This is a genomic window from Pseudomonas proteolytica, from assembly GCF_007858275.1.
In the GTDB taxonomy this organism is placed as follows: Bacteria; Pseudomonadota; Gammaproteobacteria; order Pseudomonadales; family Pseudomonadaceae; genus Aquipseudomonas; species Aquipseudomonas proteolytica.
In genome coordinates this window covers 23,607-36,085 of sequence record NZ_VFEV01000053.1, presented here as the reverse complement: position 1 = coordinate 36,085, position 12,479 = coordinate 23,607, and the positions used below count along the sequence as shown (strand labels likewise).

At 60.0% G+C, this 12,479-nt stretch carries 9 protein-coding genes and 1 pseudogene; 6 read left to right on the top strand and 4 right to left on the bottom strand.

The features are described from left to right. A pseudogene (locus tag FIV38_RS27290) lies at positions 1 to 116 on the top strand (IS110 family transposase); the annotation flags it as partial. Between the two features lie 47 nt (positions 117 to 163). Here FIV38_RS27290 and FIV38_RS27285 read toward each other — a convergent pair. Next, complete coding sequence (locus tag FIV38_RS27285; protein WP_029292952.1) at positions 164 to 952, bottom strand: AraC family transcriptional regulator; 789 nt, start codon at positions 950 to 952, stop codon at positions 164 to 166. 85 nt (positions 953 to 1,037) lie between these two features. Between FIV38_RS27285 and FIV38_RS27280 the strand changes: the two genes are divergently transcribed. From FIV38_RS27280 to FIV38_RS27265, 4 genes are all read left to right on the top strand, one after another. Beyond that, positions 1,038 to 2,036, top strand: coding sequence for a bile acid:sodium symporter family protein (locus FIV38_RS27280; protein ID WP_092235647.1), 999 nt, complete (start codon positions 1,038 to 1,040; stop codon positions 2,034 to 2,036). A gap of 87 nt (positions 2,037 to 2,123) precedes the next feature. Next, complete coding sequence (locus FIV38_RS27275; RefSeq protein ID WP_092235649.1) at positions 2,124 to 3,305, top strand: sugar transporter; 1,182 nt, start codon at positions 2,124 to 2,126, stop codon at positions 3,303 to 3,305. 176 nt (positions 3,306 to 3,481) lie between these two features. Continuing rightward, positions 3,482 to 4,735: a hypothetical protein gene (locus FIV38_RS27270; RefSeq protein WP_092235651.1), complete on the top strand. Its 1,254-nt coding sequence runs from the start codon at positions 3,482 to 3,484 to the stop codon at positions 4,733 to 4,735. Continuing rightward, complete coding sequence (locus tag FIV38_RS27265) at positions 4,689 to 5,090, top strand: hypothetical protein (RefSeq protein ID WP_146492592.1); 402 nt, start codon at positions 4,689 to 4,691, stop codon at positions 5,088 to 5,090. Before FIV38_RS27270 ends, FIV38_RS27265 begins: the two co-directional genes overlap by 47 nt. An 85-nt stretch (positions 5,091 to 5,175) precedes the next feature. Here FIV38_RS27265 and FIV38_RS27260 read toward each other — a convergent pair whose 3' ends face one another. The 3 genes from FIV38_RS27260 to FIV38_RS27250 all read right to left on the bottom strand — a co-directional run bounded on the left by FIV38_RS27260 (position 5,176) and on the right by FIV38_RS27250 (position 9,184). Next, entirely contained in the window at positions 5,176 to 7,620 is a 2,445-nt protein-coding gene (locus FIV38_RS27260; RefSeq protein WP_092235657.1) for a TonB-dependent siderophore receptor, read from the bottom strand. Positions 7,621 to 7,721: 101 nt separating this feature from the next. Beyond that, positions 7,722 to 8,681: a FecR domain-containing protein gene (locus FIV38_RS27255; protein ID WP_092235661.1), complete on the bottom strand. Its 960-nt coding sequence runs from the start codon at positions 8,679 to 8,681 to the stop codon at positions 7,722 to 7,724. After that, the gene (locus FIV38_RS27250) at positions 8,678 to 9,184 is read right to left on the bottom strand and encodes a sigma-70 family RNA polymerase sigma factor (protein ID WP_029292941.1); all 507 of its coding nucleotides are present in this window, start codon (positions 9,182 to 9,184) and stop codon (positions 8,678 to 8,680) included. Before FIV38_RS27250 ends, FIV38_RS27255 begins: the two co-directional genes overlap by 4 nt. A 275-nt stretch (positions 9,185 to 9,459) precedes the next feature. On the opposite strand from FIV38_RS27250, the gene FIV38_RS27245 reads away from it, so the two are divergent. After that, positions 9,460 to 12,441 carry an amino acid adenylation domain-containing protein gene (locus FIV38_RS27245; RefSeq protein WP_092235664.1) on the top strand — a complete coding sequence of 994 codons (2,982 nt, stop codon included), beginning with the start codon at positions 9,460 to 9,462 and terminating at the stop codon, positions 12,439 to 12,441. Positions 12,442 to 12,479: the final 38 nt, after the last annotated feature.

Sequence of the window (12,479 nt, the reverse complement as noted above, 5' to 3'; positions counted from 1 at the left end):
AGACCCAAGCCCTGGTAATCCTCGCCCGCAAGCTCTGCCGGGTGGCATTCGCGCTGATGAAAAACCAGAGCGAATACCAACCGAACTTAAGGTTGCAGGGTTTACCTGCAACATAGAATCTCCCACAGGGGATTGTGCGAGGCCAACCCTCGGGTCAATCCAGTCAGCGAAAAAACTCCCCGGGTGTCGTATCAAACTGTTGTCGAAACGCGGCGATAAACGCCGAAACCGACTCATACCCACACCCCAGCGCCACGTCCGTCACCCGCTCGCCGCGTTCCAGGTCGGGGAGGGCGCCGAGCAGCCTCAGCCGCTGGCGCCAGGCGCGATAGGTCAGGCCGGTATCGCTCACAAACAACCGGCTCAGGGTTTTTTCGCTGACCCCCAGGCGCTGGCTCCACTGCCCCAGCGTGGTCGCCTGTTCCGGGTGCAGGCTCAGGCTACGATAGATCTGGCGCAACCGGCTGTCCAGCGGCAGCGGCAGCATCAGGTCCACCTGTGGCGCGGCGGCGAGTTGGTCGAGCAGGACTTGGGCCAGGCGCCCGTCGGGGCCGTCTTCGGCATATTCCACCGGCAGTTCGCTGAAGCGGCGGATCAACTCGCGCAACAGATCACTCACCGCCAGCACCTGGCAGCGCTCCGCCGCCCAGGCGGTCACGCTGCAGTCGAGGTACAGGCTGCGCATTTCGGTGTGCGGCGAGCTGAACACCCGATGTGGCATACCCGCCGGGATCCAGACCGCCCGTTGCGGCGGCGCCACGAAGCGCCCGGCACTGGTCTGGATCTCCAGCACCCCGGAGATTGCATACGACAACTGCACCCACGGGTGGCTATGGCGGCGGGTCAGGGCGCGGTTGGGCAGGGATTCGGTACGGCCATACACCGGGCGTGGCAGGCTGGAGAGCCCGGGAATGCTACGGCGAACGGCCTTGTCGTGTCCTTTTGGCGGCATTTACTGGCTCATTGGCGTTAGTCGGTAACAGGCCGTTACGTTAGAGTCGGCACGACGCCCTGGCAACCCCTGGAAAGAACAGCCCATGACTCGCCCCCGGTTTTTACCCGATAACTTCACCCTGACCTTGATTGCCACGGTGGCCCTGGCCTCTTTGCTGCCCGTCAGCGGCCAGGCTGCCGTGGCCTTTGGTTGGGTGACCAACCTGGCCATCGCGCTGTTGTTCTTCCTGCATGGCGCCAAGCTGTCACGCCAGGCCATCGTTGCCGGTGCCGGGCACTGGCGTTTGCACCTGTTGGTGTTCAGCCTGACCTTCGTGCTGTTCCCGCTGCTGGGCCTGGCCCTCAAGCCGTTGCTGTCGCCGATGATTGGCAAAGATTTGTACATGGGCATGCTTTATCTGTGTGCGCTGCCGGCCACGGTGCAGTCGGCGATTGCCTTTACGTCGCTGGCGCGGGGCAATATCCCGGCGGCGATTTGCAGCGCGGCGGCGTCCAGCCTGTTCGGGATTTTCCTTACGCCGTTGCTGGTGACGCTGCTGCTCAATGTGCATGGCGACGGCGGCTCCACCGTGGATGCGATTCTCAAGATCAGCGTGCAACTGCTGCTGCCGTTTATCGCCGGGCAGATCGCCCGACGCTGGATCGGCGAGTGGGTGGGGCGTAACAAGAACTGGCTGAAGTTCGTCGATCAGGGGTCGATCCTGCTGGTGGTCTACGGTGCGTTCAGCGAAGCGGTCAATGAAGGCATCTGGCATCAGATTCCGTTGTGGGAATTGGCCGGTTTGCTTGTGGCCTGTTGCGTCTTGCTGGCGCTGGTGCTGGTGGCGTCCGCGCTGTTGGGCAAGGCCTTTGGGTTCAATCAGGAAGACCGCATCACCATCCTGTTCTGCGGCTCGAAAAAGAGCCTGGCCACGGGCGTGCCGATGGCGCAGGTACTGTTTGCCGGCAGCACCATGGGCGTGTTGATCCTGCCGCTGATGCTGTTCCACCAGATCCAGTTGATGGTCTGTGCGGTGCTGGCCCAGCGTTACGCCAATCGCCCGGAGTCCATTCCCGAGATCATGGCGCAAGTCGATCCCTGAACCATCGTGTTACTATTTTTGCGCGCTGCTCAAGGGCTGGCATCGGGCCGTCAGGATCAGCGCGCAACAGAGTAAAACGACCTGTCGATGAGTACTAGCACCGCTACACCCGCCGCCAACTGGCAACCGGTCATCGCCCTGGCGCTGGCCGCCTTTGTGTTCAACACCACTGAATTCGTCCCGGTCGGTTTGCTCAGCGCCATTGGCGCCAGCTTCGACATGCCGATCCCCAAGGTCGGTCTGATGCTGACCATCTATGCCTGGGTGGTGTCATTGACGTCGCTGCCGGTGATGTTGCTGACGCGCAACGTCGAGCGGCGCAAGTTGCTGATTGTGCTGTTCGGCCTGTTTATCGCCAGCCATCTTCTTTCCAGTATGGCCAACAGTTTTGGCTTGTTGATGGTCAGCCGTATCGGCATTGCCTTGTCCCATGCGCTGTTCTGGTCGATCACCGCGTCGCTGGCGGTGCGTCTGGCGCCGCCGGGCAAGCAGGTCCAGGCCTTGGGGCTGTTGGCCACGGGTACTTCGTTGGCAATGGTCCTGGGGATTCCCCTGGGGCGCCTGCTGGGCGAAGCCATGGGCTGGCGCACCACATTCATAGTGATTGCCGGGTTTGCCGCCGCGCTGGTGTTCTGGCTGGCGCGCACCTTGCCGTTGTTGCCGAGCCAGAACTCCGGTTCCCTGCGTAGCCTGCCGCTGCTGTTCAAGCGCCCGGCGCTGGTGGCGTTGTATGTGTTGACGGCGATGGTGGTCACCGCGCAGTTCACCGCCTACAGCTATATCGAGCCCTTTGTGGAGCGCGTCGCCGGCCTGGGCGGCAATGCCGTGACCCTGGTGCTGTTGGTGTTTGGCGGGGCGGGGATCATTGGCTCGTTGCTGTTCAGCGTGCTGCACCGCTTCAATCCTTACCGCTTTCTGCTGGTGGCGGTGGCGGTATTGGCCCTGTGCCTGGGGCTGCTTCTGCCGTTGAGTGGCGATGTGTCGTACCTGGTGGTGTTGAGCGTGTTCTGGGGCATGGCGATCATGGCCTTTGGCTTGGCGTTGCAGTCCAAAGTGCTGGTGCTGGCGCCGGATGCAACCGACGTGGCGATGGCCATGTTCTCCGGGATCTACAACATCGGGATTGGTGGCGGGGCGTTGCTCGGCAGTTGGGTCGGCGGGCACTTCGGCTTTGCCTGGATCGGCGCGGCCGGGGGCTTGCTGGCGGTGGCGGCGCTGGGGCTGTATTGCCTGTCGATTTATCGGTTCGGCCAGGGTGGCGTGAGTTGATTGGCAGACGCGACTAAAAACCTCTCTTTATGGACCTCTTCTTGTAGTTTTTAAACCTGTCAGATCTGACAGTTGTCGGCACGGCTTTCCCGGTTTTTACTGCCTCTCGGACCCAGCGCATAACCAGTGTCATGCGTTGGACTGAAGGACGGTAACTTTCCAGGGACGGACCGATCATGCAGAACTTATTTAAATTCGCGATCCTGCCAATGATGGTGAGCGGCGGGGCTTTGTTGTGGGGCGCGAGCGCGGCGGTCAATGCGGCGACTTTTGTCAATTTGGGCAACGCGGCGGGCGCGCAATGTGCGACTACCGGGGTCAACGACAGTGGTCAGAGTGTGGGTAATTGCTCGCAGGATGACCCTAGCGCCAATGGCGAGCCCTGGTATGCAGCCTCTACCGCCGGGCCGCAGCAGATCTTGCCTTCGTTGGCGGCCAATCAGCCTTGTGCGGTGGGGGCCATTGCCAACAACGGATCGCTGCTGGGCAGTTGCGCCGATGCGAGCGGTCGTAATTTTGCCGTGACCTGGAGTGCCGGCACGCCCAGTGGCGCGCCGACCAAGCTGACCCCATTGCCGGCAACATTCCTGATCCCCCTGTTACGTCCTGCCGATGTGCAGACCGCCGCAACCGCGCAGAACCAGCAAGGGGCGGTGCTTGGCCTGAGTATCAGCGGTGCGGGCGCGGTCACTGTCGTTTTATATATGCCAGGCATTGCGACGCCGTTGCGTATTTCAGGTTGGGGCGACATGTGCCGCGGTGCCGTTGTGAACAACACTGCAATCAACGGTTATCCCAGCCTCCTGCTGAACTGTCCGGTCAATGGCAAGCCAGTGGCGCGAGTCGCTACACGGGGGGCGAGCGCGTACTCGATCACTGACTTGCCTCTGGCAAGCGGGGCAACTGCATGCTGGGGCGTGGGTATGAACGATCTGAACCAAGTCGTGGGCACCTGTACTTTTCCCACCACGCCTCACCAGAGCAGTAAAGCCGCGTTTTGGCCTTCACCCACCAGCGCGCCTCGGCTGCTGACATTACCGTTGGGCGCCAACAACAGCGGGGTTGCGGTGAACAACGCCGGGCGTGTATTGGCGCGAGGTATGGCACCGACGGGCTTTACCACCGATTTCTTTTGGGCGGACACCACCACCAGTTTTGGTGTGCGGCCTATCGCGTTTTTGCCGGGTAGCGTCAGTACCCGTGCTTTCAGCCTTGCGGAAAACGACACCGTGGCGATGGACTGCACCAATAGCAATGAATACGCCACCGCCTGCACCTGGGATCCTATCAACGCTACCGTGCCCATCCCCCCTGTGAGCGGTGGACTGCAGAGCACCCTGAGCAGTATCTCCTTCAGCGGAACCTATGTTGCGGGTGTGGCCAATGATGGTGCACAAGACGATATTGCCGTGGTGGCGCAGTTGCCCTGAACGTTCACAAGGTGCTGGTTATGCGGTTGAGGAGGTTGAGATGAAAAGGACAGCGGTTTTTTTTGCACTGTTGATGGGCGTTCAGATATTTGGGTCTTCATTGATATACGCAGGGGGGATGAAAGGCGGACGCTATTATTCAGGAGGCGAAGTGGGTGAAGAGAGCGTCGCTTTTTTCGCTCCGCTCGACCGAATATTCAGTTTCTTATTTCCACACGAGAAGGTAGCCCTGGCGCCCAGAGTGGGCCCGATTGGCGGGAAGGAGGCCAATGCGCCCAACCCGTTTGTGTGCCGTGGCAAAGGCGTCAAGTTCGTACAAGAGGGCTCGACAGTCAGAACGGTTTACTGCGATTGACCTGATGGCTAACAAAGCCTTATTGCCAGGGTAGACCCGCTTGCAACAGCAACCGGGCCTACCCCAACGGGCTGGCGTCAGCCACTCAGAACTGCGGCGTGTATTTGACGCTGAACATCACATTGCGCGGATCACCATAGAAGTTGTTGCCGTTGAGCTGGTTGTACCCGGACGCGTAGTAGGTCTTGTCGAACAGGTTGTTGGCATTCATCGCCAGCCCTACCTCCGGCGTCAGCTGATAGGCCAGGCGCGCATTCCACACCGTGTAGCCCGCCACGTCATAGGTGTATTCGTAGCCCAGGGTATGGCTCTGGGTGGTGAAGCCCAACCCGGCGCTGACCTTGCTCCAGTCGCCGCTGAACTGGTAGTCGCTCCATACCCGCAACATGTGCTTGGGTGTCCATTGGCTGAACACTCGGCCTTTGTTGTCGCGATCTTCGAGGTACTTGGTGGTGTTGTAGGTATAGCCGGCAAACAGTTGCAGGCCGCTCAGCACTTCGCCGCTGATTTCCGCTTCCAGGCCCTGGCTGCGCACCTTGCCGGAACTCGTTGCGCAGTAAGTGCCGCCGCAGATTTCGCCCAGGGAGTAGTCGGTGATCGCGCGGTTTTCCTGGTCATAGCGGAACAACGCCAGGGAGGTGTTGACCCGACCATCCATCAACTCGCCCTTGAGGCCGATTTCGTAGTTGCTGCCAATCACTGGCTTGACCACCGCACCGCTGAGGTCGCGCGGGGTCTGTGGCTCGAACACGTCGGTGTAGCTGGCGTACACCGCCCACTCGCGGCTCAGGTCGTAGACGATCCCGGCGTAGGGCGTGACTTCGCCGGTTTCGTTGGTGGTGCTGGGTTTGTTGACGCTGGTGGCGTGGGTCACCGCCGTGATGCCCGAGGAGGTGTAGCTGTAGTCATACCAACTGACACGGGCGCCAAGTACCAGGGTCAACGGGTCGATCGGCTTGACGCGCCAGCTGCCATACAGGCCTTTTTGGCGGATGTCGTACTTGCTCGGTGTTGCGCGGCCGCCAGGGGTGTTCATCAGGCTTTCGTAGGTGACTTCGGGGCGGTGGTTATTGATGTCGAAGATGTTATCGGTGCTGTCATTGAACGTCCGGGCGATGACGTCGTTGGTGGTGTACTTGGAGTAGTTGCCGCCCAGAGTGATTTCCTGCGCCATGGACAGCGCCTCGAAACGCCCGGTGAGGTGGGTATCGAGGCCGATCTTGGTGCCATCGAAATCGGTGTACCAGTCGGCGTATGACACGCCGCTGCCGTCGGCTTCGATGCCTTCGTTGTTGGTCTGTACGCGCTGGTGGGTGGAGGTGTTTTCTTCATGCATGCGTACCGCGCCGACTTTGAGCTTCCAGTCGTCGTTGAAGCGGTGCTCCACGTCGGCATACAGGGTGGTGACGTCGATCTGCGAGTGGTTCCAGCGTGAACCGGTGAAGGTCGAACGTGACAGGTCGATCGACTTGCCGGTGGCATAGCGTGGCAGGCCGCGCAGCATCGGACGCGACTCGGCATTGGTGCGGCTGACGGCCAGCCCCAGGGTGGTGTCTTCCTGCAGGTCGAAGTCCAGGGCGCCGTACAACGAGTGGGTCTTGCTCCATTCGTAGTCGATGAAGGAGTCGCTCTGGTCTTCGTCCGCCACCATCCGCCCACGGACCGTGCCGCTCTGGTTCAGCGGGCCGCCGGCGTCCAGCTGCAGGCCGTAGTGGTCCCAACTGCCGGCCTTGGCGGTGAGGGCGACGGTGGGTGCCGCTTGCCCGCGCTTGCGCACCAGGTTGATTGCGCCACCCGGGCTGCCGGTGCCCTGTAGCAGGCCGGAGGCGCCGCGCAGCACTTCCAGGCGGTCGAAGAAGATCAGGTCCTGGGTGGCCCAGTTGCCCAGGGCATAGGTATTGCGTGGGATCGGCACGCCGTCGTACTGCCAGTCGTCGATCTGGAAGCCGCGGGAGGTGATGATCATGCCTTTGCCTACGCCTTGCACACCCACCAGGCCAGTGGTCTGGTTGACGGCGTCCTTGAGGTCGACCAGGCCCTGGTCATCCATTTGTTTGCGGGTCATCACCGTGATCGACTGGGGGATTTCCTTGAGGGTGTGGGTGCCCTTGCCGATAGTCACGGCCCGTGCGGCGTAGGAGCCGGAATCTTCAGTGATGGTGGGGTCGATGCTGTGGGCGGCAATGGATGTCACGCCCAGTTGCAGCGCGGCGCCGCTGTCGGCGGCAGGCTCGACGCTGAAATTGCCTTGCCCGGTCACCCGCAACTGCAAGCCGCTGCCCGCCAACGCACGGTCCATGGCCTGTTCGGCCGGCATCTGGCCGATCACCGCCTGGGCCTGCTTGCCCTGCACCAACACCGGGTCCAGGGACACAATCCGCCCGCTCTGGCTGGCAATGGCGTTCAGCGTTTGGGCCAGCGGGCCGGCCGGCAAATTGAAAGACAGGCTTTGGGCCTGTACCAGGGCAGGGCTCGCCAGGGTTGCCAGGGCAACGGCGACGCAAAGGGCATGGGGCCAAGGGTTGAGCACAGCATTCTCCTGAAGGTGTGGACGTGTCAGGAGATAGGTGGGCCGAGAAATGAAAACCGGACACAAATAAGAGTGATTTGCATAAAAAAGTTTTGCCCGGGTTACCTGGCACGAATCAGGGTCAGCCACGGGCTGTAGTGATCCACCCGGATCGGCAGGGTTTCGGCCAGCGCATCGAAGGCCCTGTGTGGGTCGTTGAGGGGGAATACACCCTGCACGCGCAGCTCGCGTACTTGCGGGTCGACGCGCACAAAACCACGGCTGTAGGGGCGCAGGGCGCTAACCACCTGTTCCAGGGAGTCGTCCAGCACGTTCAGGTGCCCGGCGAGCCAGTCGGCGCGGTAGCTCTGGTTGCCGGCCAGCGGTTCGATGCGGTTGGCGTGGAGCAGCACCGATTGGCCTTGCTGCACGGTGTGCTGGATGCCGTTGTGCAGCGTCGTCTGGACCGAATGCTCCAGCACCACCACCCGCGTGGCGTCTGGCTCTTGGGACACGAGGAAGCGCGTGCCCAACGCTTGGACACTGCCCTGGGCGCTGCGCACGCGCAGCGGCCGCTGGGGGTCGGCCGCCACCTGAATCACCAGTTCGCCGTGCCGCAGGATGATCAAGCGCTGGTTCTGGTCGAATTGCAGGTCGATGGCGCTGCCTGCGTTCAGGGTCAGGCGGCTGCCGTCCAGCAGGGTGAAGGTCTGGCGCTGACCGCGCGCGGTGTGCAGGTCGGCCAGCAGGTCGTCACCCAGCGGGCTGCGCGCCGCCAGCCACAGGCCGCCACCCAGCAGGCCCAGGCCCGTGATGGCGCGCAGCACTTCGCGGCGTGAACCCTGGGGTTGCAACAGCACTTGCCGGGCTTCGCCGGGCAGGCGTTTATCGAGGCTGCGCAAGGTGTTCCACGATCCGCCCAAGCGCTCCTGCAAGCGGGCCCAGGCCTGGGCGTGGGCCGGGTCCAGGCCCAACCAGGCGTTGAACCGTTCCTGCAGCAACGCATCTGGTTTGCCCGCGCGCAGGCGCACCATCCAGTCAATGGCCTGCTCGCTGATCGGGTCCAGGCGGGCCTTGCTCATGGGGCCATCTCGGCCAGGTAGCATTGGCGCAGGGCTTGTTTCATATAGCGGCTCACGGTGCGCTCAGACAATTGCAGCTTGCGCGCAATCGCCACGTAGCTCATGCCGTCGAGTTGGCTATAAAGAAAGGTGGCCTTGACGATCAGCGGCAGGCCATCGAGGGCGCGGTCAATTGCCACCAGGGCCTGGATCAGTTGCAGTTGGTCTTCGGGGGAGGGCGCCAGCGCCTCGGGCGTCGCGGCGAGCCGCTCCAGATAGGCGGTTTCCAGGCGACTGCGGCGGTAACGATCAAAGATCAGCCGACGCGCAATGGTCGAGAGATAGGCCCGGGGTTGCTCGATGCTGTCGGGATCGACCCGCGCGGCGAGCATCTGGCAGAACGTATCGGCGGCGGTGTCTTCGGCATCGGCGTGATTACGCACGCGATGCTGGATATGTTGCAGCAACCACCGGTGATGGTCATTGAAAAAGAAGCCCAGCTTGCGGATTGGAGGTGACTGCACGGGTCGACTTTCTCAAGGGTGGTATTGTGAATCGTTCTCAATATTACCTTTTGCGTGAGGGCGCTTGCAATAACCGGGAAGACGGGCAGACGCGTGGCTGCCGAACACGCGAGTAGAAATTAAGGACTTATTCTTTATGTGGCTCAGAGGGCCTGCAGATAGTTTGATTTTTTATAAAAAACTGTGATTTTTGACAGTTACCGAGGTTGGCCTTGCTCAGGCAATCTCTCGGTTGAGGGAGGGAATCAGTTAACGCTGGACAAGGAGGTTTGATCATGTCGCTGGATACGGTGGTGAGTTTGTTCGAGCGCCAGGTGCGGGCTGATCCGCAACGGCTGGCGATCGTCGGTTTGCAAGAGCGCATTACCTACACCGAACTGGATCGTCGAAGCGCAAAAGTGGCCGCTTGGTTGCACTCACGCAATGTCGGTGCTGGCGATCGGGTGCTGATCCGGGCAGAGCGGTCCATCGAGTTGGTGGTAGCAATGCTGGGTGTATTAAAAGCCGGCGCTGCGTTTGTACCCCTGGATCGGCAGTTGCCACACTCCCGCCAAGAGTACATTGGTGCCCAATGTCTGGCGTCCTATGTGCTGTGTACCAGCAATGAAGACGATGGGCCATTAATGGGGTGCGAGGTGATAACGGTCGAGCATCTGCTTGATGCGCCAGTCAGTCCCGCTAGCCACGTCACTGTTGATCCCGGCGATGCGATGTACGTGATTTTTACTTCCGGGACTACGGGCAATCCCAAGGGCGTGGTGATTGAGCATCACAGTGTCGCGGCGTTGTTGCTTCAACATAATCTTGATCTGCACATTGATTCGTCCAGCCGCCAAACAATGATGGCGGCGGTTGGCTTTGATCTTTGCCAGGCAGAAATCTGGTCGGCACTGATTGCCGGTGCCTGTCTTTACTTACTGGACCAGCAGTCACTGCTCAATAGTCAGGCGTTTTTAGATTTTTGCGTGATTAACGCTATCACTCACGCCTTTGTCCCGACGTTGAAGGTGTATGACGTAGTGAATGCTGCGCAACCTGAAGGGTGGAGTCTTAAATACATTTACACCTGCGGCGAGAAGCTGCACCCGGTGGACGTCGAGCATCTTTCCTATGGTTTGATCGATTGTTACGGGCCAACGGAAGCCACCATTTTTGTGACCTCAAAGGTGGTGGAAACTCAACGTTTGAGTAAACCTCCCTCCATCGGCTTTCCCATCGGCCAATCCCGGATCTACATCCTTGACGATAACCTTGACGAACTGCCGGCAGGCGAAGTCGGTGAGTTGTGTATCGCAGGACCGTGCCTGGCCCGCGAGTATCTGCGGGCGCCGCAGTTGACGGCCGAGCGATTTATGTATGTAGAACAGTTGGGCTGTCGCATTTACCGCAGCGGTGATCAGGCCTTGCGTCTGGACGACGGCAGTCTGCAGTTTCTGGGGCGCAAGGATGGTCAGGTGAAAATTCGTGGTTACCGCGTGGAGGTGGGTGAAATTGAAGCCCGCTTACTCAAGGAGCCGCGAGTCAATTCGGTGGCAGTGGTCGTTCAGGATTCAGGGTCGCAGGCGCAAAAGCGGCTGGTGGCGTTTGTTGTCAAGCTGTACCCGCACGAGCATTCAGAACAATTGATTGCCAGCCTGCGGCGCAGCCTGGAAGTGGACTTGCCGGATTACATGCTTCCCGAAAAATACTATTGCCTTGATACGTTACCCGCGAACAGCAATGGCAAAACAGACAAGCAGGCGCTGCTCGCATTTTTGGCTGCCCAGCCGGCGGCATCGTTTGACGGCACACGCTTTAATGATGAGCTGGAGCGGGCGTTAGGGCAGGTTTGGTATGAGCTGCTTGAACACGATGACTTTCAGCCACACCACAGCTTTTTCGAGGTTGGAGGGCATTCATTGCGCGCAGCCGCATTGGCGCGCAAGTTGACAGATACCTTTCTGATAAAGGTGTCGGTTCAAGATGTTTACCAGCACTTGGTGTTCGCCGAGCAAGCTGGCGAAATACGTCGGCGCATGTGCAACGCGTCATCGGGCGTCGAGATCGCCACCGCAAACAGCTTTGAGGATGACGTCTGGCTGTTGCCCGGTAGCCAATTACCTGCAGATATTGATCCGATTCAACTGATCGAGCCACGCCACATGCTGTTGACGGGGGCCACCGGTTTCGTAGGGATTCATCTGCTTGAGCAATTGCTGTGCACCAGCACCGCCATTGTTCATTGCCTCATTCGCTGTGAGAGTCCCAGCGCTGGCCGTGTGCGGTTACAGCACATCGCCGAGCGTTATCAAATCGTTATCGACGATCAGGATTGGTCGCGAGTGCGCGTTTACGTCAGTGATTTATCGCAATTGATGTTGGGGATGGCGCAAGAAGACTATGCAGCCTTGGCTGAAGAAGTCGATCTGGTTTACCACTCGGCCAGTGCCGTCAATTTCATCATGCCCTACGACTCTATGAAGAAAGATAACGTGCAGAGCATGCGTCACGTCATACAGTTTTGCAGCGTTAGCAAAATCAAGCCGTTGATGCTGATGTCGACCATTTCCATTTACAGCTGGGGCCATCGTTTTACCGGTCGAACCCTGGCCTATGAGCAAGACGATATTGACCAGAACCTGGGCGCGATTCGCAAGGATCTGGGGTATGTGCAGAGTAAGTGGGTGATGGAAAAACTCGCCGATCTTGCTGGCGCCCAAGGCCTTCCTGTCGTGACGTTTCGCCTCGGCTACGCCACCTGCCACAGTCGCACGGGAGTCTGTGCCAACTATCAGTGGTGGGGGCGTTTCATTCAAACGTGCCTGGCGCATAACGCAGTACCCGACCTGCACAATATGCGCGAAGGATTGACCACCGTTGACTACATGGTGGCTGCCATCGCGCATATCTCCCGAAAACCTGAAGCGCTGGGTAAGAAACTTAATCTTTGCCAAACGGCTCGCACCAACCTTGATCTCAAGGAATTTTGCCGACGGGTAGGGCGCTACTACGGTCGCGACCTTCCGGTGGTGGCGTTTAAAGAGTGGGTTGGATTGTGGGAAGGCAATCAGAGAGAGCCACTGTATCCCTTGCTTGGCCTGTTCAAGGATGACATGCACGCGGGGGAGACAATTCTGGAGCTTTATCAAGACAACTACGATTGGGATCGGAGCCAAGTGCAGGAATTGCTGGTGGGGAGTGATATCCGAGAGTCGGAGTTCAGTGGTGAAGTGCTGGCCATTTACCTTAATCGGTTAGGCGGGCAGAGCAAGGTATAGGGCCCGTTTCACTGTAGGTTCCTGTGCATAACCACGTG

Bases quoted from the DNA above. Each gene is read 5' to 3' on its own strand.
- FIV38_RS27270 (WP_092235651.1), top strand. From the start codon at position 3,482: ATGCAGAACTTATTTAAATTCGCGATCCTGCCAATGATGGTGAGCGGC.
- FIV38_RS27255 (WP_092235661.1), bottom strand. From the start codon at position 8,681: ATGAGCAAGGCCCGCCTGGACCCGATCAGCGAGCAGGCCATTGACTGG.
- FIV38_RS27285 (WP_029292952.1), bottom strand. From the start codon at position 952: ATGCCGCCAAAAGGACACGACAAGGCCGTTCGCCGTAGCATTCCCGGG.
- FIV38_RS27245 (WP_092235664.1), top strand. From the start codon at position 9,460: ATGTCGCTGGATACGGTGGTGAGTTTGTTCGAGCGCCAGGTGCGGGCT.
- FIV38_RS27275 (WP_092235649.1), top strand. From the start codon at position 2,124: ATGAGTACTAGCACCGCTACACCCGCCGCCAACTGGCAACCGGTCATC.
- FIV38_RS27265 (WP_146492592.1), top strand. From the start codon at position 4,689: ATGATGGTGCACAAGACGATATTGCCGTGGTGGCGCAGTTGCCCTGAA.
- FIV38_RS27280 (WP_092235647.1), top strand. From the start codon at position 1,038: ATGACTCGCCCCCGGTTTTTACCCGATAACTTCACCCTGACCTTGATT.